We start from the raw sequence: 19,660 nt of genomic DNA on the forward strand, positions 1-19,660 counted from the left end.
TCAGGGGCGTGTGCCGGTCTTGGCCCGCGTCGTTTTCCGCCCCGGTTTCGGGGCCGGGACGTTTCCCCCATCGCCCTCCTGCGGCATCATCAGGGCCGCCGCTTCGGCGATGGCGTTGATGTTTTCTGCAAGGATATGCCCTGCGAGCGGCAGCGTCATGTCGGGGTGGAATTGTTTCAGCCCCGCCCACATCAGCGCCCGCATGTCGCGGGCCGACACCTCGCCGCTTTCCATACCGTCAAGCGCCTGAAGGGCGTTTTTGCCGGTCTGGTCCTCGAAGTCGCAGAGCGCGTTGAAGTCCAGCGCCATGGTGTAGGTTTTGCCGTCATGCGTGACGGGCACTTGGCCTTTGAAGCTGTTTGCCATGATCAGGATCCTCCACTCGCCGGGGGACCGGCCAGCGTGGCCTGTCCGCTGCACTTGATCGTCAGGGTGGCCGTCATTTTCGTGTCGGAAACGATGTCGCCCCATTCGTAGCCCGTCACGATCCCCTTAAAGGTCATGGTGACCTTGTTCGGGAAAGTGATCTGGAACTCGCCCGAACCGGCTTGGAACGCTGCCAGAAGCGCGTCCTGCACCGCCGGGACATATTGAATGGTGACGCTCGCCTCGCCCATTTCAGCCAGACCGGCGATGAACTCCTTGGTGCCGTTCGGGCTTTCCATATGCGTGGCATCGACCGTGTCGCGGGTCATGCCGGGCGGCGTCAGGTTGGTGATCTCGGCCACTTTCGTGAAGGTAGTCGCCTTCTCGATCTTGATGCCGAAGGTGGACAGATGCCCGATCTGGGCTTTGGTTTCACTCATGATGCGCTCCAATGCGTGGCGAAGTCTTTGGAAATTCGGAAGGGGCGATCGGGCGCGTCGGACTCATGGCCGTCGCGGGTGCCGAGCAAGAACACCCCCTGAAAACGGTCGTCGTGATAGCCGTGCAGCCATGTCTGGACGCGACGGGCGAGGAGCTTGGCCTCATCATAATCCCGCCCGTAGCAATCGACCTGCACGCGTCCCTCCCAATGCCCGTCTGGGCCGTTGAGGGTCAGGGTATCGAGGTTGTCGATTACGTTCAGGACGATACCCGGCCAGCCTTTCCCTTGGGGGTGGCTGCCGAAGTTGATGCGGGCGGGCGGCAGATCCTCTGCGGCGTGACGCAGTATGGCAAGGAGGTCCTCTTCCATCATCCACCCCCATCTCGCGCGGCCTTGCGCGCCGCCCGGATCGCCGCGCGCTTGGCCGTCTTGGTGATCTCTCCGCCCATGATCGTGCCGATCCGGGCAAGCGTCGGGACGGCCTCGGCATCCCAAGCGGGCCGCATGAACGGCTGGGGCGCGTGATGGGCGGTGCCGAACTCCTGCAGGTGCGCCTGCTTCAGCGGCCCGGCACCGACATACATCTCCACAGCATGCTTCATGCTGCCGAACATCTTGCGGTGCCGCGTCTTCTGGCGACGCGTCAACCAATCACTCACGCTGACCGAAGGCTTGAGGCGCTTGGTCTTGCCCTCCGGGGCCTTGGCTTCGGCCATATCCGCCATGGGCTGCGCGGCCTCCTTCAAGGTCCGGCGCATTACCCCCTTGGCGGTGGAGGTTTTCATCTGGTTCAGCGCCTTGGCGAGGTCGGCCAGCCCTTCCATCTTCATCGTCGTTTTCACAGGTCGGTCCTCGCGCTGGCGGTGATCTCGAGAAAGGCACTCCGGCCTACTTCGCGAAGGCCGATGATTCGGAACACGCGCCCGCCCTCACGCAGGGTGTCTTTGGCGGTGATGGTGCGGGTGAACTCGGTCGAACGCAGAGTGAAGCGGGCCGAGACCTCGCCATAGACCGTCGCGGCCTGCGCCTTTTCATCCGATCCGACATCCTCCCGTGCCGCCCGCTGTGGAGGGCCGTAAGGGGCAAGCGGACCTGTTTTGGTGGAAAGGCCGGTGGTAACGGTGCCTGCGCGCAAGATCTGCACCCGGCGGTTCATTGCCTTGACCATTACGCCACCTCGCGCGGGCGGCGGTAACGATTCTGGCGGATCAGGCTGCGCACTCCAAAGGACAGCACCGGGGCCTCGATCTTGCCCTCGATCGCCAGATCCGCATCGCACCATTCCTTGGCGAGCAGGATCACCGCGCGGCGCAGCCCGAGCGGGACCGCGTCGGTGGTATGCCCCGCCGTCACCCGCACCCGAACCTCGCGATCCACAACCCCGCCATCGCGCCAGACTAGCTGAGGTTCGTCATGGCCACGGGCGAGGCGGTAGCGAGACGGATCGACCGCCTCCCACGTCTGGCCGTCGCGGTGCAGGACTTCCACCGAGGCGATGGATATGACGGGGGCGATCGGCAGCCACCAGCGCGACCACGCCCCCTCGGGGGCGGTTAGTTCCAGATCCCGCCGTGCGAGGATTCGCCCCGCGCCGCGCTCCACCACATCGGTCGCGGCGGCGAGCTTGTCGGCGATCGCCATCAGATCGTCGGGATCGGCCACCGGCACGGAGGCCAGGAACTGTTCGGGCGTGACCGCCGGGGGATATGAGGCGATCACGCGCATGGCTTACTTCCCTTTCTTGGCCGTGCCCTGCTGGGGCAGATCATCTTGATTTTCGCCGGTGGGCGGGGTGGCCCCGTTCGGCGGTTCGGGTCCGGTGCCGTCGCCCGCCGGGGCCGGATCGGCGGTATCGGGATCGCCACCTTCTGCCGCGTCCAGTTCCGCCAGCCTTGCCGCAAGATCGGCCTCGCGCCGGTCAAGATCGGCCTCGCGAGCATCGAGCCGGGTGGTGATTTCGCTCTCGCGCTGTTGGATGCCGTCTGCCAAACCCTGCAGGCGCTTTTCCTCGCGGCCAGCGAAGGCTTTCACTTCCGCCATTGCCTCGGTCGCGGCAGCCGTGTCCATTTTCAAGTTCAGCGTGGTGGGGGCCTTGACGTGCTTCACCGCGATGCGGCCATGGATCAGGCTATTGGCGGTCAAAGGATCGAACCCCGCCACCTCGCCCGCGTTGTAGCGGCTGTAGGGCTTCAGGAAACGGACAACGGTTTTCTCGGTCATGGTGACCTCCATAAAAAAGCCCCGGCGCTCAGGTCGGGGCGGTGTCAGGAAAGGAACGGATCAGAGCGACCAGCCCACGGCGTTGAAGCCGCAGAACGCCTCATCCCGTGCCGTGGCGAAGTCATGCTCCGAGATCGCGCGCATCAGCGTCAGATCGTTCTGGAAGGCCGAGATCATGTCGCCCTTCGAATCGATGTAGGCCGCTTCGGTGCTGCTGCCGATCTGGAGAACCATGCTGTCGCCGATCATCGCCTCGTTGAAGTCGCCGAAGTAGATCTCCGTCTCGTTGCCGTCTTCGCCTAAGTTGTCGGGGATCTGCGCCGTGGTGCGGATCGGATAGCCCAGAAGCGTCCCGTTCTGCTCGATCGAGGGGAACAGCTTGAAACCGATCGGATCGCGCAGGTTCGCTAGCCAGTTTTTGGCCCCGCCGCGCATCACCCAGCTGGGGTTGATCATCCCCACGCCCGCATCCTCGACCCGTGACACGGCGGTGCGCAGCATCGTTTCCGCCGATCCGGGGGTGGCAGCGGCGGTGGTCAGCCAGAGCCGCGCCGGGATCCAGCTGCGCAGGCCGGTCGGCACCAGACCGCCCGCACCGCGCAGGAAGGCGAGGTCTTCGCGCAGCGCCATGACGTTCAACAGATCGTCCCGCACCGCCTGCGCCATGGCGATGCCCGAATGGCGCAGGAGCGAGTTGCCGATTGGCACGAGGCCCGTCAGCTTCTTGAACCCCATATCCATCGCACCGAAGGCCGGTTCGCTGGGCGGGATCGGTGCGTTCTCCGCGATGTAGCTGGCCGTCGCGGGCGCGATCTGCTTGGCGTGGCGCATCTGACCGGCGGGCATCGGGAAGGTCCGCGCCCCCGCCGCCCGCACCACGACGCGCGGGCGCAGGAGGGCAATAAGCCCTTCGGCCTGCGGGCGCGGGATCGTCACGCCGCCTGCCGACTGCTCGGCCCCCGACAGCGCCGCCGAGAGACCGCTATGGCCCTGCGCTTCGAGATCGGCGGCGGCGTCCGCGCGGCGACCTCCGTGGCGGGCCAGAGCGTGAACCATGAAGCCAAGCTCTACCCCGGCCATTGCTGGATCGGCAGGTGTGGCGGGCGTGGTCGCGCTCGGAGCGGCGGGGGTGTTCGGCTGGTTCTGATCGCCACCCGTCGCGGCAGCGGCCAGCGCGGCCTCGGTGGTTTCCGCGCGCTGGAGCGATACGCCAAGGGCGGTGAATTCAGCCTGCGCCGCCTCAAATTCGGTGATGGCTGCGACCATGGCCGCATCGTCGGCGGCGGTGTTGTCCGCTTCCAGACCGGCGATGGTGGCCGAGGCGGTTTCCATACGCTGCGCGGAGGCGGTGCGCTTGCGGCGAAGATCGGCGATATGCTTGGGCATCGGGTTACTCTCATGATGGCCGCGCAGCGCGCAGCAAGAAGCGCCCCGCCGGATCGGCAGGGCAGGGGACATGTCGGAGGTGACGGGTTAAAGGGTGGCCGCGAGGGCAGCCGCCGCGCGGGCTGCATAGCCCCGCGAGGCGGTGGTGCGGGGCTTCGACGCATAGGTGCCAAAGACCCGATCGTAGAAGGCGGCGCGGGTTTCGGCTTGGTCGGCCAATCCGCGGGCGATCGCATCCGCCGGGGCAAAGGTTGCGCCCCCGTCGCGCGGATCATCGGTGACGCTCAACCGGGCCGCCAGATCCTCAATGGGGATGCCGCGCCCCGCCGCCACCACGGCGTGGAACTGCGCCTCCGCCTCATCCAGCGAGCGCTGCAATTCCGCCCGCCCGAGATCGGTGGTCGGATCGGGCCGCTTGGCGCGGGCATGGGTCGAGGTCAGAACGAAGGTTTGATCCCCCTCGCTGTCCGGTTGCATCGGGGCCGATGCGTTCACCACGATCCCGATCGAGCCGACCACGCTGCCGGGGGTCATGGAGATGTCGGTGGCCTGGCTCAACAGCCAGTAGCCCCCGGATGCCGCCAGCGGCGACACCAACCCATGCACCGGCTTCACCGCCGCGCACTCCGCAACCGCCTGCGCCGCCGCGTCAAGGCCGGTGACGAACCCACCGGGGCTGTCGCCTTCCAAGACCACGCTAGCCACGTCCGGGTTGCGGGCGAGGTCGGTCATCGTCTCGATCAGCCCAACATAGGTGGTCCAACCGAGATACCGCTCGAGCATCGGGTTGTTGAACGTCAGCAACCCCCGCACCGGCACCACCGCCACGCCGCGCTGCACGGTGAACCGTTCCACGGCGGCGGTCATCGCGCCCCCGCGCTGCGCCGCCTCAAAGCCTCCCGGCAGTTCGGCGGAGAGATGGGCATGGGCGTAATCCATCGCCATGGCGACCGGGGCCGAGCCGAGCAGGCTGGCGATCAGGGGCCGGGTCATTCCTTCACCATGGGAATGCCGACTTCCTTTGGGGACACGCCAAACACGCGCGCGACATCTTCAACGGCAATTTTCCGAACCTGAAGCGCCAAGATATCGGCGTCCGAGACCGCGTTCGGGATCGGAAATGGGACTGGATAACGCATCATTCTTTGTCCTCCTTCGGTTTCGGCCCGCCGTCTTCGCGGGTCATGTTCGGGGCGGGGTTCAGCTGATTGCCCTCGGGACGCGGGGCCAGACCGTCGATCCGCCGCGCCTCGTTCGGGGTCATGAACGGACCGCCTACCGCCTTCTGCAGCGATTCGTAGCGTTCCTTCGTCGTCGGGCGCAGCAGCGTGTCGAAGTCATGGCGCAGGAAGAACCCCGACCGCCGTTCCTCTTCGGTCAGGATCGACAGCGCCAGCTGATCCTCCACCTGTTTGCCCCAATGCAGCAGACAGTCAGTCAGGTAGTCGATCGCCGCCTGTTCCGCATTGGCTTTCACCCCGTGTTCGAGGATTTGCAGCTTCGACGGCGGAACGCGCCACATGGAGGCGATTTGTTCGCGATCGACGCGGCGGCTGGCCAGCAGTTCAATATCGGACGCCTTGATGTCCAGGGCGGTGATCTTGTCGTTGACCCCGACGATCGGGAAGCCTTCCACCTCGGGATTGCGGAGCGAGTTCGCCACCCGCTTCTGGGCGCGGGAGAACTCCTCGTCGTTCTCGTAGAGATCTTACATCTGGATATAGGCCCGCATCGTCGTGCCAGAGGCCGCGCGTGCGGCGGCTTCCTGCCCCGCCATCGCCAGACCCATGCTTTCAAATGCCACCTCAATCGGCGACCGGCCCGTCCAGCCGTCCTCCGCGTTGTAGCGCATATGGACCATGGACCGTCCGGGGGCGCGGCGGATCGTGTCGCTTCCGTCGCGGAAGTCATAGAACCGCGCCCGCCCGTTGCGCAGAACCGACACGCCGTTCTGCGCGATCGTTTCGATCAGCTCCAGTTCGCCCGCTCCGTCGCGCGGGGCATAGGCGAAGGACACGCCCCGCAGCGCAAAGGCATAGACCATCATGTAACGGGTCACGATCGCCGGAACGCCGGGGGAGGATTCCACGTTCAGAAGATAGGCGGCGGGGTGATCCCGCACCCGCTGCTCCAAGCCGTCGCCCTGCCGCTGGTAGAGTTTCAGCGTCACCTTGGACAGATCGCCCGCGATGACGTTGCAGCAGGAATAGACCGTCGCGTGGCGCTGCGCCGCCGTGGGAGTGACGCGTTCCAGCGTCTTGACCCGACTGACGCCGCCAAGCCCGCCCCAGCCGATTTCTTTCATCCAACCTGCCGGGTGGCGGGTGCCGCTGACATCTTCGGCCACGGCGCTGGCGGTCAGAACCGGTTCGGCGCGGGGCACGTCGGACGCGGTCGGCCCGCGCCCCATGATCCGACTGAGCAAGCTCATAGCACCTCGATTTCCCGCGCGCGGCGTTTGCGTTCCCCGGCCACCGCGCGGCCCACCGCCATGATGGCCGCGACCGCCGGATCAATCCGGCCTTTCGACTTCTTTTTGTTCGGGCTGATGTTCTCGGCCTTGTCCATGTCCACCATGACGTTGCCGACCGCCCATGCGAGGACGGGGTTGCCGCTGTGGCGAATGCGGGTTTCGATCACCAGCTGCTCGAAGGTTTTCATCGGGCTGGACATGCTGACCGCCCCCTGCCCATGTTCGACCAGCGGGAACTTGCGGCGCTCCAATTCGCGGCGCATGTCCCGCATGCCCCAGCGGTCGAAGGCCAGCTCCTGCAGATCGAACTTGGAGCGGATCAGCTCGAGCCGCTTGATCAGCTTGTCGAACTCCATCGACCCGCCCTTGCCGTTGTGGACCTCGAGCCAGCCCGCATCCCGCCACGCAACGTAATCGCGGTTCTCCCGCTGCGCCCGCGCGATGAACCCCTTCTCGCCCGCAGGCAGGAAGGAATAGGTGATCAGGTAGATCTGCCCCTCATGCGGGACCGCCACCACGATCGAGGTCATATCCGTGGTGCGCGACATATCAAGCGCCGCCCACGCGCGCTTGCCGTAAAGCATTCGCACATCAAACTCAGCATCACCGCGATCCCAGCTGTCCCGCCCGATCCATGTCTGCTCGCCCTCTGTCCAAAGGTTGAGATGCAGGCGACGGAAGTTCGGCATTCGGCCTTGGATGGCTTGCGCGCCGGTCAGGATTTCACGGAAGGATTCCTCGGTGAAGGCCACCCCAAGGTTCGGATTGCCCATCTTCCACGCCACCGGATCAGCGGGATCCGCATCCTGCGGCGGCTCGGCGACATAACCGAAGAAGCTGTCATCCTGCACCGCGCCGTTCACGACACGCTCGGTATATTCGCGGAGTTCGCCGCAGATCGTGTTGCGGTCCGCCCCCGCCGTGGTAATGGCCCAATCGATCGGCTGCGCGCGCGCGATCATCGAGTTGGTGACCACCTCGGCCAATTCGCGATCAGTCCAGCGGTGGACCTCGTCCCGTGCTGCAAAGTGCGGGTTGATGCCATCCGAGGTGCCGCCATCGCGCGACAGCGACTTGATGTAGCCCGAGGTGGGCGGCGTATCGATCTGCGCCCGCCAGGGCCGCATCATCGCCGACAGGGCAGGCGAGGCGCGGATCATCCGCTTGATTTCATTAAACAGAAGCCCCGCCTGTTCGCGGGTGGTCGCGGCACAATAGCCCTGCGGCGCGGCCTCGCCATCGAACAACTGCGTAAAAAGCATAGGCACTGCGGTATCGGTGGTCTTGCCGTTCTTCTTGGCCACCTGATGGTAGGTCGATTTGAACCGGCGCAGGCCCGTCGCTTCGCGCTTCCAGCCAAAGACCGAGCCATGCCGGAACACCTGCCATGGCTCAAGCGCCAGCGGCTTGCCTGCCATTGGCCCCGTGGTGTGGCAGATCATTTTGGCAAAGCGCGTGATCCGAGTTGCTGCCTGCACGTCGAAGTAAAGCCCGCGATCGCGCCCCGTTTCCAGATCGGTCAGATGGCGCAGACAGGCCTTGGTCACCAGATCGCCCGCGATGATGCGCCCCTCGATCACGTCAAGGGCGTAGCGGGAAACCGGGTGATCAATCGGGTGCATTCAGCGCGTCCATCATGTCCTTGAAGAAGTCGCCCTGCGCCCCGACCGACAATCGCGCCTCGTCCACCGGCGTCATGCCAAAGCGCGCCGCTAATTGATTCATGACCGAGATCGCGTCCTGCCGAAGACCCCAGACCGCGCGCTTCTTCTGCTGCAAACCATTGCGGGTCTTCACTTCGTAGTAATGCCCGAAGGCCGCGAGATCGCCGGTGAACCGGATGACGTCCGACACCGCCTCGCAGTAGACGGCGAACGGGTGGTGGTGATGCGGCTCGAGGCGTTTCTTGCGGATCATGACCGGGGCCAGCTCGCGCCAAGTCGCGCGCCCGTCTTCGCTCATCCACTCCGGCGCGTTCGGCACTGCATCCGCAATATCTTCCTTCATCGAAATGACGTTGCCGAGGTTTGGCTTGGCTCCTCTCATCTCGATCCCCTTTCACAATGGGCTTTTTTTCCTAAATCCCCGCGCGTGTGTGCGTAGGTAAGTGCGCCGGTGGGGGCGGGATCGGGGCATTTTTTCGGCACCCCCCGGTGGGGTGGGTCGGATCAATCCGCCCCGTCGCGCCCTGCGCCGTGCCACACCTCGCGGGCCGTCTTGCGGGAGTGGCAAGGCTTGCACAGCCCCTGCCAGTTCCGCCGATCCCACATCAGCCGCGCATCCCCGCGATGGGGCGTGATGTGATCGACCTCCGTCGCCGCCACCACTTGCCCCAGCGAGCCGCAATCGGCGCAGAGCGGGTGACGGGCGAGGAAGGAAAGACGGCCCGCGCGCCAGCGTTCGGTCCGGTAAAACTCGGCACCGGCCCGCGCCGCTGCCCCTGATTTGGCCGCTGCCTTGCGCCCCGCCTGTTTTGCAAGCCATGGGGCGAGATGTTCGGAGCAACGATTGCGGGCCGGTTCAGCCAGATCATCGCATCCCGGCTCGCAGCACAGCTTACGCACGGCGGCTCAGCCAGTACGCAAGACGAACCAACCAATGAGGTCTACATACGTATGTCACCGTGAACCATCCTGCTTTATCGCGAAGAGCCGCGATCCCTACAGGATATCGTCCAATCCAAAGGACCACGAACTTGATCATAAAAGAATCCTTGCGTGACCCAGTCACGCTGCTTCAATCGCCGCTTAAGAAATGAGGAATTGAATGTTACGAGCTTTGAACGGCGCTGCGACGGTAAAATCGACAAGTGGAAAGGCGTATATCGGCACGGCCAACATACGCTTCTATTTCGAGGGGCATTTGAAAACAGGTGATGGCACGTTCACCAGCGACGATGCACTCGCTGCAGGAATGGACAACGGCAGAACAACTTTGGAATGCCAAGGCTATGAAGTGGATATAATCATCACCAGCGTAGATCCCGGAGAGCCAGCACATCTACGAACTTCTGGACCACCACGCCGCCTATAGGATACGAAAAAGCCCGCGAGGCGCGAACCTGCGGGCTTTTAATTGAATAGTACTTTGGTCAGCGGCGCAGGAACTCCAACAGCGCCGTGTTGAATTCCTCGGGATGGCTGACATTGCACCCGTGTGGAGCATCGGGGATCACAACCAGTTCGCTGCCGGGAATAGCAGCGTGAGTGCGCTTTCCCGATCCCTCGAAAGGCACAGTTCCATCCCCGGCACCATGCAGGACCAGTGTCGGAACAATCACAGTAGGCAGATCACCACGAAAATCGGTAGTGCCAAAGGCCTTCATGCATTCCAGCGCGGCGGTCTGGTCCGACTGGCGGCACAGTTCGATAGCTTTTTGGCGATCCTCCTGATCCACCTTCAGGGACGATCCAACGCTGAAAAATTCGGTCGTGAACTGATCGAAAAAGGCGTTGCGATCCGAGCGGAGATTGCTCTCCATCTCGTCAGCCTTTTCTTTTGTCAGCGGGCCATCGGGATTGTCATCGGTTTTCAGCATGTAGGGAGGCACAGCAGAGGCGAACACGACGCTATGGATACGGTCCCGCCCATATCGTGACATATAGCGAGCAACTTCGCCGCCTCCCATGGAAAAGCCGACCAACGTCACATCTCGCAGATTTCGCGCCTCAAGGAGTTCTGACAGATCGCTGGCCAATGTGTCGTAGTCATACCCCGACGACGGCTTTTCCGACTGACCGAAGCCCCGGCGATCATATGCGATGACGCGAAAGCCTGCACCCTCAAGCGCAGGGATCTGCTTTTCCCAGGACTCGCCCGAGAGAGGCCAACCATGGATAAGCACAACAGGGCGCCCATTTTCAGGGCCGTATTCGTTGATGTTAAGCTTTACGGACAATGTAGTTCCTCCGGTGACATATTGCCGGATCAACACTGACCTGCATAACCATGTTCCGTCTAAGCAGCAAAAAGCCCGCGAGGCGGAAACCTGCGGGCGCAATGATGGATGATGTCTTCGCTTATGCCGACGGCGGAGTTAAGCGTCAATCCCCTTTTTACGAAATGCCCTGCATCCGTTCCAGAGCGGCGGCTAGGGCGGCACGAAGGGCCTCACGTGGCTTGCTGAAGGTTGCCCACCCATGCCGCTCCAGCACCGCCGTCACGTCCATACCGCCAAGGCAGACCATATCCACCAACCGCCGATCGGTGATCCCAAGCCGGGTGCCCCGCGCCGAAGGCCGAACCCGCCGCACCGCCATCGCCTGACCCGCGCCGATCCGCCGGTGGATCATGTCCAACTCGCGCCCCTCCGCCAGAAACACGTCCATGAACTCGCCGCCCTTGCCGCCGCCCGTGGTCGGCCCGATCGCCATACACTTCATCCCGCCCGCCGCGTGGCGTTCGGTCAGGGTCGCATACCGCTGCCCCATCTGCACCTGCCCCGGCGTGAAAGGCGGCACGAACGGCACGTCCCGCCCGTGCTTTTTCACATGCGCCCGCCGCGCCTGTTCGTTCATCACCTGCAGCTGGCATTGCGCCTCCCACCGCTGCCCGCCAACCACGGCATCCACATGCCACGCGCCCTTGCCGTCCAGGCGCAAATCTTCGGCCACGTGCATCGCATCGGTCAGCCGCATCGCACCCCGCGCCGGAGCAACCGGAGCCGCCGCCATCGCCTTCGGGGGCGTGGCGTGGGTCAGGCGGAAGTGCCGCGCCCGCGCCTCGGACTGACCGGCCCGCCGAACACGGCCCACCCGATCAGCGCGATCCCGGTCCCGCTGGACCAGCCGATCGGCGGTGCGCCCGACCAAGGCCACCGCGTCATCCCACGCATCCCGCCAGACCCGCGCGGCCAAAGCTTCAAGGCTCTGCTGATCACCCCACGCGCGGATGCCCGCGATTTCCGCTGCCACTGTCGTCATGCCGTCATTCCTTCCTGCTTAGCGAACCGGCGTTCCGCACCCGCCCGCACAATGTCATTCGCCTCGCGCTGATCGGCGGCATAGGCCACGACCCACCGGCGTTCCTCTTCGGTGGCCGTGCCATGCTCCATCCGCTCGCGGAAACGGGCCAGCGTCCCGCTGTTGTTGCGCGCGGCCTCGTTGATCTTGATCTTGTCGAACGGCCCCGGCGGACGCCCGTTCTGGCGGAGGTAGCGGTAAAGCTCGACCAGATGCCCCGCCATTTGCGCGGACGGCCCCTCGATCGACGCGAGCCAGCTGGTCATGATCCGGTTTGCTTGTACCGGACGCTCCTGCAGCCCACGAGCCATTTGCCGGATCACCAACTCGGACGGGCACTGATCGCGCTTTGGCCCGCTCGCATTGTCCAGCACTTGTTCGGCCAACGTCCGCAGGTTCTCGGTGTGCATGTAGGCTAGCCACTCCACCTGCCGATCGAGCATCTGATCGAACGCGCCTGCCGCCATTCCCTTCGGCTTCTGGATCCCCGCATCGCGCAACCGCTCCACAAAGTGCACCCGCACCGCCTGCCGTCCCTCTGGGGCATCGTCGTGGTGTCCTGCCGTCATCGCCATTCCCCTTTCTCAGCCTGCCCACTTATCCACAGGCGCACCCGCCGGTCGGCCCGCGAAACGGTTAAGTCTCGTTTCATCTGATTTCTTCTTTTCTCCTCTCAGTCCGGAAGAAACCGAGGCGAAAAACAGCGCGGAATATTCCGAAACCTTCCGGTTTCTTTCCGGTTCATTCCCATTCTTTCCGGCGGAAGAAACTTGGAAGGTTTTCATGTCACCCCCCGACGCATGGACAGATGCTCCAGCGCGGTCCGCATGACAGTCACCGTGCGGTTCTTGTTCGGGTAGTGATCGAGGAGGAACTGGTCGACCTGCATGACGAATGCCTGATCCTGCGCCATGCGCTCGGTGCCACCGGCGCGCAGGATCTTCGCGGGCAGATCGCCCAACCGCTTGCGCTCGCGATCGGAGGCGAGGTTCTCCAGCGCCTGATCCCGCCGCGTGACGGCCTTTAGTGTCACCTTCAGAAGGCTGGGATTGTAAAGCCGGATGCGCCCGTCATCACAACGACACCGAACCCATTCCGACAGCGGGCCGACCTGTCGCGCGCTCAAATCTCGCCACACGTCGAGCGAGACTTTTACGAGGCTGGCGAGGATGCGTTCGTCGGTCGGAAGTGTCCCCACCGGCGTTTGGTCCTGCGCCTCACAAATCAGATCAAGCGCGATCCCCCGCACGTCCGGCGTCGCCAGCTGGCGGAAGTCGCTGCCCTGATATTCGCGATAGTTGAAGGCGATGAAATGGTGGCTGTCGAGCCGATCATCCGCCGACAGCGGATAATCGAACAGATCCTCATCCGACGCGGCAAGGCGGAACGCGGGGGCATTCATGCGATCGCCTCCAATTCCGCCAGAAACGCGGCAGTGACCGGCCCCGGCGCAACGCGCATGACGATCACCCCGTCCCGCACCACCAATTCACGGGTGATGTAAGTGTCGGGCTGATCGGTCAGGCGCAGGTTCTGGTGAAACGCGGTGACCCGCGCGGCTCCGTCCGGCAGACGGGATGCGTGGCTGTCCAGCGCCTGGACGGCAGCGAGCCATTCGGACGGATCGCGGCGGTAATCGGTCATCATTTGCGCATCGCCTCCATCGTGCCGATCAGCCGGTCAGCTGCGCCCCGCACATCGTGCAGTTCCTTGATGGCTTTTGCCTTGTCATCCGGGGTGCGGGCGGACAGCACGGCGCTCATCGCATCGCCGTATTCTCGGGACAGGTCAGCCGCGCCCGCGATGTGACAGGCCAGCACCTCCGGGTCATCGTCCAGCGAATTGAGCCAGTCGAACACGGGTCGCTTGCCTACCGCTTCTTGCAACGCGATCACGTCCGTGACCGTCCAGTCCAGAATGCCGGACTTCTTTTTCGACAAGGTGCCCTTCGAAACGGGGTGATCCCACCGCGCCTCCAGAATGGCGACCGCTGCGTCATATCCCCCGCATTGCGCGATGAGCTTTGACATGAAGGCCGTCAGGATCTTGCGCTCATCAGGCATGAGAAACCTCGTTTTCTTGTGGGGGTGGGGGCGGTGCGACATATCGACACTGCGCATTTCGTTTTTTGAAATCTGCGAGTTGGAGGGGCGAGTTGCATGAAGACAATTTCAAGACGCCCCGCCTGTAGGCGGGAGGAAATCATTGCCGGTAAGGCTAACACCTACACTCGCACCCGCAGCGATGATCTTGGGCACATGCCTCATGGGGATCATGCCGTTAGTGCCACCGCTCTCTCGAGAACGCTTCCAATTGGACACTCGAGTGCGGTGAATCCCAAGGATCTTTGCGAGCCGCGTTGGGCCGCCGAGCGTTTCAATGATCGAAGATGCAGGTTCCATAGCTCTCATGTAGCGATAAACGATACATCTGGCAACACTGATGTCGCGATTATAGCGACCGACATAAGTAGGGATAATCGCTACCTTATGCGTATGGCGAAAAAACCTTCATATGCGAACCCTCCGGTCTCACCAATGAATGCTTGGGTGCGCGAAGTTCTTGACCGCTCTGGATGGTCTTACCCCGAAGCTGCCGCCATCCTCACGCGAGCAGGTCTGGGGAACTACGACCGCTCCAAGGTGCAGAAGATGACCGTAGGGCGCAAAGTAACGCTGGCCGAAGCCGAAGCACTTGCTAAAGCTAGTGGAATTCAGGCACCTGTAACTAATCCGGTCGATGATTACGCATCAAAGATACGTCTTCTATCGGACAGCGATCGGGAGATGGTGTTTGCGCTGATTGACCGCCTGCCAAAAGCCGATCCACCAAATTGAGAACGAGCACTTGGCCGTCCAAGGTCAAACTTTCAAATTTGGCACGTGCACCTTGGTCGTCGTAGGTCACCCAGCCCCCCTCGCGTCTTGTTCTCTATAAGTTCACGTCCACCATATAACGGCTTCGCTTTAGAATTATAGATTTTTTTGGAACGCCGAAGAAAATTGTCATGACGTCGAACCACTTTCTTCATTGAAATAAGGCGTTTGGACGACCGACACCGCACCTACCAAGGACGCTTCAGCTTGTGGTTCTCGGGGAGACTAGCGGCAGAGCGCTTACATATCAGGCGCGGAAAATAGTTCGTATCGAATGTCGCTACATTAATTGTTGACCATGTAGCGTATTTCGCTACCTTGCAGCCATCGAACCCGATGGAGGCAACCCGTGTTCCACGTCACAGACAGCGCTTTGCGCACCCCACAGGCCTCGATCAACGCCCGCCGCATCTGGCGCGAGCGGATCGTCCGCAGCCTGCCCAATTTCGCCTACTACCTAACCGTCTTCGCAGGCGCCTCGTTTCTCGCGCTTGCCGTCATCCACATCACCTACATCGGCCTGACCCGTGGCGTCCCCGCTACGCTGGAGCAGGCCGACCGCTATCGGGGGATGTGAAGATGCAGCCCGAGCGCATAACCCCGACCCACCTGACCCGGTCGCAATTCCAAGCCTTCCTGCACATCCGTTGGAAGAACTCAGACGAGGCCGACACGGTATTCATCTCCGACCCGCAATCGAAGGATGACGCTGTAAAGACGGCTCAGAAGGCGACCGTCGATCTTGCAGATCATGTGAACATGCTCGGTCTGACGGGCTGGATTGCATTCTCAGGCTTCGTCATCGCCATGGATCACGTCGCCTTGATCGGTGCCGATGTCCAAGAAGTCGCGCCGAATGTGCGTGTGCAATGACCAGCCGCAAGATCACCCCCGCAATCCGCCAGAAGGCCCGCGCCTATGAAATCTGGTGCCACTGCAATGCGCGCAAATGGGACTGCACCATGGCCGAGGTGGCAGAGGCGCTGTCGCTGACGGTGAAGGTCGTGCGCAGCATCTGCGCCGTCGAAGGCTGGACCCGCCGCCTGCAGGCCGAGGTAGGGCACGAAAACGAAGCCCGTGATCTGATGGAGGAATTCGCCTGATGGACGGTAGCACGATGTTCCCGCCCGAGGATGAACCGAACCGCCCCGGCAAGGTGTCCGACATGGAAGCCGCCGCCCGCAAGGGACGCACCCCCATGCGCGAGACGGAAGCCGACCGCGCCGTGGCCGATCAGGCATACGGGATCGCCGCCGACGAACTGCGCCAATTCATCGAACGCTTCGAGCAGCTGGAGTCCGAAAAGAGGGACGTGAACGAGCAGCAGAAGGAGCTGATGGCCGAGGCAAAAGGCCGGGGCTACGACACCAAGGTGATGAAGAAGGTCATCGCCCTGCGCCGCCGCAAGCCCGACGAGATCGCCGAAGAAGAGGCGATCATGGACATGTATAAAGCCGCATTGGGGATGCAGTGATGGCCGACACACACTTGCTCATCGAACGCCAGCAGACTGCCCCGTTGGCCGATCAGCATGTCACGCAAATCTGGCTGTCAAACGGCACCTGCATCCGGGGCGAGGGGCCTACGTCTGCCGTCGCCAATCTGAATGCGGCATGGGCCTTCCGTATGGCCGAGGAAAACGCGCGACGTGGCGGTGAAATGGCGCAGCCGTTCCCGGTCGATTTCCCTGTGAAGTTTGCCCACCCGCGCGACGTGCTGCTAGCTCTCATCTGCGACCGCCTGGACGGTTGGCCCCAGTTCTCGGACGTGCGGCGCGAGGCCCTGATTGAGCTGTATGGGGAGATCCCCGAGTGAGCGTTACACTGGACTTCGCACCCCGCCTTATGCCCGCGCCGCAGGCGGCGCACTACCTCGGGGTGTCTGCAACGACGCTGCGGGATCTGCCAATCGCCCGTCGCGTATTGGGTGGCAAGCGGGTCTATGACCGCTTTGACCTTGACGCTTATGCATCCGGCCTGCCTGTTGAGGGCGAACAGGTCGAGGTGAACACATGCGCAGGCAGATTCGGGAGACGTGCGTGACACTGAGGCACGTTCAAACCATCCGAAAGGGATCGACGGTCTATCGATATCTGCGGATACCGGGCAAGCCGCGCATCCGCCTTCCTGACCTGCCGATGGATCATCCCGACTTCCTGACGGCCTACGCAACCGCGATGCGGGATGCCCCGACGAAGGTGCGCGCCCCCATCGGCTCGATTGCCGCCCTGATCGAGACATTCATGCGTTCGGAGCGATACCTTTCGCTCTCGCAAAGCTACAGGATGAAACTTCGCAAACACTGCGATGCCATACGCGATCAGGCGGAAGATGCGCAGTTGCGCCATCTTAGGCCTGAAGACATTCAGGCAGACTTGGCTGCGCTGACCCCGGTGGGCGCGCGGGACAGGATGAAGGCCTGGCGCAAGCTCTGCGACTACGCGCTTGAGGTTCAGTTGATCAAGGTCGATCCCACGGTGTCAGTGCGCAGAGCGAAGTATGTGGGAGGGGAGGGGTTCTTGCCATGGTCTGCCGACCAGATCGCCGCCTATCGCGCCCACTGGCCGATCGGCACCACACAGCGCGCGGCTATGGAGCTTCTCTATTGGACAGGATCGCGCGTCAGCGATGTTGTCATGCTCGGGAAAGGCATGATCGACCGGCAAGGCGTTCTGACCTATCGTCAACAAAAGACAAAGACTGAGGCTTATGTGCCCTGGACGTGTACGCTTCCGGCTCACGCTGCGCGTGGGGTAGGGGATCGAGACATGCTGCACGACGCTCTCAAAGCGTCGGACAATGGACATATGACCTTTCTGGCAACACGCGAAGGGCGCACCCGCTCGCATAAGTCACTCGGTCATATGATTGCCGAAGCCGCATCAGATGCTGGCTTTGACAGAAGTGCCCACGGGCTGCGCAAATCCCGCGCCGTATTTCTAGCCGAAGGCGGAGCGAACCCCCACCAGATCGGGGCTTGGACCGGGCACCTGAGTCTTTCCGAAGTTCAGCACTATACCAAATCGGCAAGCCGGAAATTGGCAGTCATCGGAACGGAACAGGACCAGAACTCTGTAAACTCGCCTCAGCCAACTGTAAACCGACAGTCTAAGTAGCTATAGTTCCAGTATATTCTTGTCGGGGTGGTAGGCCCGGAGGGACTCGAACCCCCAACCAAGGCGTTATGAGCGCCCTGCTCTGACCATTGAGCTACAGGCCCGACGGGAACTGCCTACGGCGAAGCGGAAGGCGGGTCAAGCTGCGTTGCGCTGGAACGGGGGATCGTCTAAGGCAGACACGAACGGGTTTTCGGGGGCTGATCCATGACCAAGACGAACGGTTTGACCTATGCCGATGCGGGCGTGGACATCGACGCGGGCAACGCTTTGGTGGACCGCATCAAGCCGGCGGCAAAGCGCACCGACCGACCGGGGACGATGTCCGGTCTTGGCGGGTTTGGCGCACTGTTCGATCTGAAGGCGGCGGGGTATCGGGATCCGGTTCTGGTGGCCGCGACCGACGGCGTGGGGACCAAGCTGCGGATCGCCATTGACACGGGCGTGGTGGACACGATCGGCATCGACCTTGTGGCGATGTGCGTGAACGATCTGGTCTGTCAGGGGGCCGAGCCCTTGTTCTTCCTGGATTATTTTGCCACGGGCAGGCTGGATGTCGATCAGGCCGCCCGCATTGTCGAAGGGATCGCCGAAGGCTGCGTCGCCTCGGGCTGTGCGCTTGTCGGGGGTGAGACGGCCGAGATGCCGGGCATGTATCACAAGGGGGATTTCGATCTTGCCGGGTTCGCCGTGGGCGCGATGGAGCGGGGGGGGAGCCTTCCTGCCGGCGTTGCGGCGGGGGATGTGCTGCTCGGCCTCGCTTCGGACGGGGTGCATTCCAACGGCTATTCCTTTGTGCGCAAAGTGGTTGAAATGGCCGGTCTGGATTGGGCGGCACCCGCGCCGTTCGGCGATGGGTCGGTGGGGGAGGTTCTGCTGACCCCGACCCGCCTTTATGTGAAACCGGCCTTGGCTGCCCTTCGTGCGGGGGGCGTTCATGGCCTGGCCCACATCACCGGCGGCGGTCTGACGGAAAATCTGCCCCGCGTCCTGCCCGACGATCTGGGCGCGACCATTGATCTGAACGCCTGGACCCTGCCGCCTGTGTTCCGCTGGTTGGCGGAAACCGCAAATATGGAGCAGGCAGAGCTGCTGAAGACGTTCAACTCCGGCATCGGGATGATCCTGGTCGTCGCCCCGGATCAGGCGGACGGGCTGACGGATCTTCTACGCGCTGTAGGCGAAACCGTCACCCGTCTGGGCGTGGTGGAGCAGGGGGCGGGCATCCGCTACTCCGGCGCCCTGCTGTGAAACGCGTTGCGATCCTGATCTCCGGCGGCGGGTCGAACATGCTGGCGCTGGTGCGCAGCATGACGGGCGATCACCCGGCGCGGCCGGTTCTGGTCGCCTCGAACGATCCCGCGGCGACCGGCCTGGCAAGGGCGGCGGCGGAGGGGATTGCGACGGCGGCGGTGGATCATCGCCCGTTCAAGGGCGACCGTGCGGCGTTCGAGGCGGCGCTGTTGGAACCCATTCTGGCAGCGCAGCCCGACATTCTGTGTCTGGCGGGCTTCATGCGCGTTCTGACGCCTGGGTTCGTGCAGCGGTTCGAAGGGCGGATGCTGAACATCCACCCGTCGCTTCTGCCGAAATATCCCGGTCTGCACACCCACCGACGTGCGTTGGAGGCGGGCGATACCGAAGCGGGATGCACCGTGCACGGGGTGACGGCGGTTCTGGACAATGGCCCGATCCTCGGTCAGGCCCGCGTTCCGGTGATTCCGGGCGACACGGCTGATACGCTCGCGGCCCGTGTCTTGGTGGAGGAGCACAAGCTCTACCCCGCCTGCCTGCGTCAGTTCGCCGGGGCGGGGCGGTAAT

The 19,660-nt window shown here is 63.2% G+C and carries 29 protein-coding genes, 1 tRNA gene and 1 pseudogene; 9 read left to right on the forward strand and 22 right to left on the reverse strand.

The window, feature by feature from the left end; all coding sequences use genetic code 11:
• From MU449_RS05795 to MU449_RS05895, 21 genes and pseudogenes are all read right to left on the reverse strand, one after another.
• Positions 1-366, reverse strand: a complete 366-nt coding sequence (locus tag MU449_RS05795; protein WP_244737051.1) for a GTA-gp10 family protein — start codon at positions 364-366, stop codon at positions 1-3.
• 2 nt (positions 367-368) lie between these two features.
• Positions 369-806, reverse strand: coding sequence for a phage tail tube protein (locus MU449_RS05800; RefSeq protein WP_244737052.1), 438 nt, complete (start codon positions 804-806; stop codon positions 369-371).
• Positions 803-1,180 (reverse strand): tail completion protein gp17, encoded by a 378-nt coding sequence (gp17, locus tag MU449_RS05805; protein WP_244737053.1) that lies wholly within the window; start codon positions 1,178-1,180, stop codon positions 803-805. Before gp17 ends, MU449_RS05800 begins: the two co-directional genes overlap by 4 nt.
• Complete coding sequence (locus MU449_RS05810) at positions 1,177-1,650, reverse strand: HK97-gp10 family putative phage morphogenesis protein (RefSeq protein ID WP_244737054.1); 474 nt, start codon at positions 1,648-1,650, stop codon at positions 1,177-1,179. Before MU449_RS05810 ends, gp17 begins: the two co-directional genes overlap by 4 nt.
• On the reverse strand, positions 1,647-1,964 hold the full coding sequence (locus MU449_RS05815) for a phage head completion protein (protein WP_244737055.1): 318 nt from the start codon (positions 1,962-1,964) through the stop codon (positions 1,647-1,649). Before MU449_RS05815 ends, MU449_RS05810 begins: the two co-directional genes overlap by 4 nt.
• Positions 1,965-1,975: 11 nt before the next feature.
• Positions 1,976-2,533, reverse strand: coding sequence for a head-tail connector protein (locus tag MU449_RS05820; RefSeq protein ID WP_244737056.1), 558 nt, complete (start codon positions 2,531-2,533; stop codon positions 1,976-1,978).
• A gap of 3 nt (positions 2,534-2,536) precedes the next feature.
• Positions 2,537-3,028 carry a hypothetical protein gene (locus MU449_RS05825; protein ID WP_244737057.1) on the reverse strand — a complete coding sequence of 164 codons (492 nt, stop codon included), beginning with the start codon at positions 3,026-3,028 and terminating at the stop codon, positions 2,537-2,539.
• A 60-nt stretch (positions 3,029-3,088) separates the two neighbouring features.
• The gene (locus tag MU449_RS05830; protein ID WP_244737058.1) at positions 3,089-4,414 is read right to left on the reverse strand and encodes a phage major capsid protein; all 1,326 of its coding nucleotides are present in this window, start codon (positions 4,412-4,414) and stop codon (positions 3,089-3,091) included.
• An 87-nt stretch (positions 4,415-4,501) separates the two neighbouring features.
• Positions 4,502-5,407, reverse strand: coding sequence for a S49 family peptidase (locus tag MU449_RS05835; protein WP_244737059.1), 906 nt, complete (start codon positions 5,405-5,407; stop codon positions 4,502-4,504).
• Positions 5,404-5,556, reverse strand: a complete 153-nt coding sequence (locus MU449_RS05840) for a phage portal protein (RefSeq protein ID WP_244737060.1) — start codon at positions 5,554-5,556, stop codon at positions 5,404-5,406. Before MU449_RS05840 ends, MU449_RS05835 begins: the two co-directional genes overlap by 4 nt.
• Positions 5,553-6,845 (reverse strand): annotated as a pseudogene (locus MU449_RS05845) (phage portal protein). Before MU449_RS05845 ends, MU449_RS05840 begins: the two are co-directional and overlap by 4 nt.
• Positions 6,842-8,509: a terminase large subunit gene (locus MU449_RS05850; protein ID WP_244737061.1), complete on the reverse strand. Its 1,668-nt coding sequence runs from the start codon at positions 8,507-8,509 to the stop codon at positions 6,842-6,844. The pseudogene MU449_RS05845 and the gene MU449_RS05850 overlap by 4 nt, the downstream one beginning before the upstream one ends.
• Entirely contained in the window at positions 8,496-8,933 is a 438-nt protein-coding gene (locus MU449_RS05855) for a P27 family phage terminase small subunit (protein ID WP_244737062.1), read from the reverse strand. The genes MU449_RS05850 and MU449_RS05855 overlap by 14 nt, the downstream gene beginning before the upstream one ends.
• A gap of 122 nt (positions 8,934-9,055) precedes the next feature.
• On the reverse strand, positions 9,056-9,451 hold the full coding sequence (locus MU449_RS05860) for an HNH endonuclease (protein WP_244737063.1): 396 nt from the start codon (positions 9,449-9,451) through the stop codon (positions 9,056-9,058).
• 527 nt (positions 9,452-9,978) lie between these two features.
• Positions 9,979-10,818 carry an alpha/beta fold hydrolase gene (locus MU449_RS05865; RefSeq protein ID WP_244737064.1) on the reverse strand — a complete coding sequence of 280 codons (840 nt, stop codon included), beginning with the start codon at positions 10,816-10,818 and terminating at the stop codon, positions 9,979-9,981.
• Positions 10,819-10,942: 124 nt separating this feature from the next.
• A complete protein-coding gene (locus MU449_RS05870; RefSeq protein WP_244737065.1) occupies positions 10,943-11,809 on the reverse strand; it encodes a hypothetical protein in 867 nt (288 codons plus the stop codon).
• A complete protein-coding gene (locus MU449_RS05875) occupies positions 11,806-12,417 on the reverse strand; it encodes a hypothetical protein (protein WP_244737066.1) in 612 nt (203 codons plus the stop codon). Before MU449_RS05875 ends, MU449_RS05870 begins: the two co-directional genes overlap by 4 nt.
• Positions 12,418-12,432: 15 nt before the next feature.
• Positions 12,433-12,633 (reverse strand): hypothetical protein, encoded by a 201-nt coding sequence (locus tag MU449_RS05880; protein WP_244737067.1) that lies wholly within the window; start codon positions 12,631-12,633, stop codon positions 12,433-12,435.
• Entirely contained in the window at positions 12,630-13,250 is a 621-nt protein-coding gene (locus tag MU449_RS05885; protein ID WP_244737068.1) for a hypothetical protein, read from the reverse strand. The genes MU449_RS05880 and MU449_RS05885 overlap by 4 nt, the downstream gene beginning before the upstream one ends.
• The gene (locus tag MU449_RS05890) at positions 13,247-13,495 is read right to left on the reverse strand and encodes a hypothetical protein (RefSeq protein WP_244737069.1); all 249 of its coding nucleotides are present in this window, start codon (positions 13,493-13,495) and stop codon (positions 13,247-13,249) included. Before MU449_RS05890 ends, MU449_RS05885 begins: the two co-directional genes overlap by 4 nt.
• On the reverse strand, positions 13,492-13,911 hold the full coding sequence (locus MU449_RS05895) for a hypothetical protein (RefSeq protein WP_244737070.1): 420 nt from the start codon (positions 13,909-13,911) through the stop codon (positions 13,492-13,494). Before MU449_RS05895 ends, MU449_RS05890 begins: the two co-directional genes overlap by 4 nt.
• 486 nt (positions 13,912-14,397) lie before the next feature.
• Here MU449_RS05895 and MU449_RS05900 point away from each other — a divergent pair, with 486 nt between their 5' ends.
• The 7 genes from MU449_RS05900 to MU449_RS05930 all read left to right on the forward strand — a co-directional run bounded on the left by MU449_RS05900 (position 14,398) and on the right by MU449_RS05930 (position 17,839).
• On the forward strand, positions 14,398-14,685 hold the full coding sequence (locus MU449_RS05900) for a hypothetical protein (protein WP_244737071.1): 288 nt from the start codon (positions 14,398-14,400) through the stop codon (positions 14,683-14,685).
• Between the two features lie 388 nt (positions 14,686-15,073).
• Positions 15,074-15,301 (forward strand): hypothetical protein, encoded by a 228-nt coding sequence (locus tag MU449_RS05905; protein ID WP_244737072.1) that lies wholly within the window; start codon positions 15,074-15,076, stop codon positions 15,299-15,301.
• Between the two features lie 2 nt (positions 15,302-15,303).
• Positions 15,304-15,597, forward strand: coding sequence for a hypothetical protein (locus MU449_RS05910; RefSeq protein ID WP_244737073.1), 294 nt, complete (start codon positions 15,304-15,306; stop codon positions 15,595-15,597).
• On the forward strand, positions 15,594-15,827 hold the full coding sequence (locus tag MU449_RS05915) for a hypothetical protein (RefSeq protein ID WP_244737074.1): 234 nt from the start codon (positions 15,594-15,596) through the stop codon (positions 15,825-15,827). Before MU449_RS05910 ends, MU449_RS05915 begins: the two co-directional genes overlap by 4 nt.
• 95 nt (positions 15,828-15,922) lie before the next feature.
• Positions 15,923-16,198: a DUF2312 domain-containing protein gene (locus tag MU449_RS05920; RefSeq protein WP_280517714.1), complete on the forward strand. Its 276-nt coding sequence runs from the start codon at positions 15,923-15,925 to the stop codon at positions 16,196-16,198.
• Positions 16,198-16,539, forward strand: a complete 342-nt coding sequence (locus MU449_RS05925; protein WP_244737075.1) for a hypothetical protein — start codon at positions 16,198-16,200, stop codon at positions 16,537-16,539. Before MU449_RS05920 ends, MU449_RS05925 begins: the two co-directional genes overlap by 1 nt.
• Before the next feature lie 223 nt (positions 16,540-16,762).
• Positions 16,763-17,839, forward strand: a complete 1,077-nt coding sequence (locus tag MU449_RS05930; protein WP_244737076.1) for a tyrosine-type recombinase/integrase — start codon at positions 16,763-16,765, stop codon at positions 17,837-17,839.
• 28 nt (positions 17,840-17,867) lie between these two features.
• On the opposite strand, the gene MU449_RS05935 is transcribed toward MU449_RS05930, so the two are convergent.
• Positions 17,868-17,943: transfer RNA gene (locus MU449_RS05935), tRNA-Ile, on the reverse strand.
• Positions 17,944-18,046: 103 nt separating this feature from the next.
• Here MU449_RS05935 and purM point away from each other — a divergent pair.
• Both purM and purN read left to right on the forward strand, forming a co-directional pair.
• The gene (purM, locus tag MU449_RS05940) at positions 18,047-19,090 is read left to right on the forward strand and encodes a phosphoribosylformylglycinamidine cyclo-ligase (RefSeq protein WP_244737077.1); all 1,044 of its coding nucleotides are present in this window, start codon (positions 18,047-18,049) and stop codon (positions 19,088-19,090) included.
• Positions 19,087-19,659: a phosphoribosylglycinamide formyltransferase gene (gene purN / locus MU449_RS05945; RefSeq protein WP_244737078.1), complete on the forward strand. Its 573-nt coding sequence runs from the start codon at positions 19,087-19,089 to the stop codon at positions 19,657-19,659. Before purM ends, purN begins: the two co-directional genes overlap by 4 nt.
• Position 19,660: the final 1 nt, after the last annotated feature.

The organism is Falsirhodobacter halotolerans, assembly GCF_022899245.1.
In the GTDB taxonomy this organism is placed as follows: domain Bacteria; phylum Pseudomonadota; class Alphaproteobacteria; order Rhodobacterales; family Rhodobacteraceae; genus Falsirhodobacter; species Falsirhodobacter halotolerans.

Coding starts and splice junctions, on each gene's coding strand:
- MU449_RS05795 (WP_244737051.1), bottom strand. CDS start 366: ATGGCAAACAGCTTCAAAGGCCAAGTGCCCGTCACGCATGACGGCAAA.
- MU449_RS05800 (WP_244737052.1), bottom strand. CDS start 806: ATGAGTGAAACCAAAGCCCAGATCGGGCATCTGTCCACCTTCGGCATC.
- gp17 (WP_244737053.1), bottom strand. CDS start 1,180: ATGATGGAAGAGGACCTCCTTGCCATACTGCGTCACGCCGCAGAGGAT.
- MU449_RS05815 (WP_244737055.1), bottom strand. CDS start 1,964: ATGAACCGCCGGGTGCAGATCTTGCGCGCAGGCACCGTTACCACCGGC.
- MU449_RS05820 (WP_244737056.1), bottom strand. CDS start 2,533: ATGCGCGTGATCGCCTCATATCCCCCGGCGGTCACGCCCGAACAGTTC.
- MU449_RS05825 (WP_244737057.1), bottom strand. CDS start 3,028: ATGACCGAGAAAACCGTTGTCCGTTTCCTGAAGCCCTACAGCCGCTAC.
- MU449_RS05830 (WP_244737058.1), bottom strand. CDS start 4,414: ATGCCCAAGCATATCGCCGATCTTCGCCGCAAGCGCACCGCCTCCGCG.
- MU449_RS05835 (WP_244737059.1), bottom strand. CDS start 5,407: ATGACCCGGCCCCTGATCGCCAGCCTGCTCGGCTCGGCCCCGGTCGCC.
- MU449_RS05840 (WP_244737060.1), bottom strand. CDS start 5,556: ATGATGCGTTATCCAGTCCCATTTCCGATCCCGAACGCGGTCTCGGAC.
- MU449_RS05850 (WP_244737061.1), bottom strand. CDS start 8,509: ATGCACCCGATTGATCACCCGGTTTCCCGCTACGCCCTTGACGTGATC.
- MU449_RS05855 (WP_244737062.1), bottom strand. CDS start 8,933: ATGAGAGGAGCCAAGCCAAACCTCGGCAACGTCATTTCGATGAAGGAA.
- MU449_RS05870 (WP_244737065.1), bottom strand. CDS start 11,809: ATGACGACAGTGGCAGCGGAAATCGCGGGCATCCGCGCGTGGGGTGAT.
- MU449_RS05875 (WP_244737066.1), bottom strand. CDS start 12,417: ATGACGGCAGGACACCACGACGATGCCCCAGAGGGACGGCAGGCGGTG.
- MU449_RS05880 (WP_244737067.1), bottom strand. CDS start 12,633: ATGAAAACCTTCCAAGTTTCTTCCGCCGGAAAGAATGGGAATGAACCG.
- MU449_RS05885 (WP_244737068.1), bottom strand. CDS start 13,250: ATGAATGCCCCCGCGTTCCGCCTTGCCGCGTCGGATGAGGATCTGTTC.
- MU449_RS05890 (WP_244737069.1), bottom strand. CDS start 13,495: ATGATGACCGATTACCGCCGCGATCCGTCCGAATGGCTCGCTGCCGTC.
- MU449_RS05895 (WP_244737070.1), bottom strand. CDS start 13,911: ATGCCTGATGAGCGCAAGATCCTGACGGCCTTCATGTCAAAGCTCATC.
- MU449_RS05910 (WP_244737073.1), top strand. CDS start 15,304: ATGCAGCCCGAGCGCATAACCCCGACCCACCTGACCCGGTCGCAATTC.
- MU449_RS05915 (WP_244737074.1), top strand. CDS start 15,594: ATGACCAGCCGCAAGATCACCCCCGCAATCCGCCAGAAGGCCCGCGCC.
- MU449_RS05920 (WP_280517714.1), top strand. CDS start 15,923: ATGCGCGAGACGGAAGCCGACCGCGCCGTGGCCGATCAGGCATACGGG.
- MU449_RS05925 (WP_244737075.1), top strand. CDS start 16,198: ATGGCCGACACACACTTGCTCATCGAACGCCAGCAGACTGCCCCGTTG.
- purM (WP_244737077.1), top strand. CDS start 18,047: ATGACCAAGACGAACGGTTTGACCTATGCCGATGCGGGCGTGGACATC.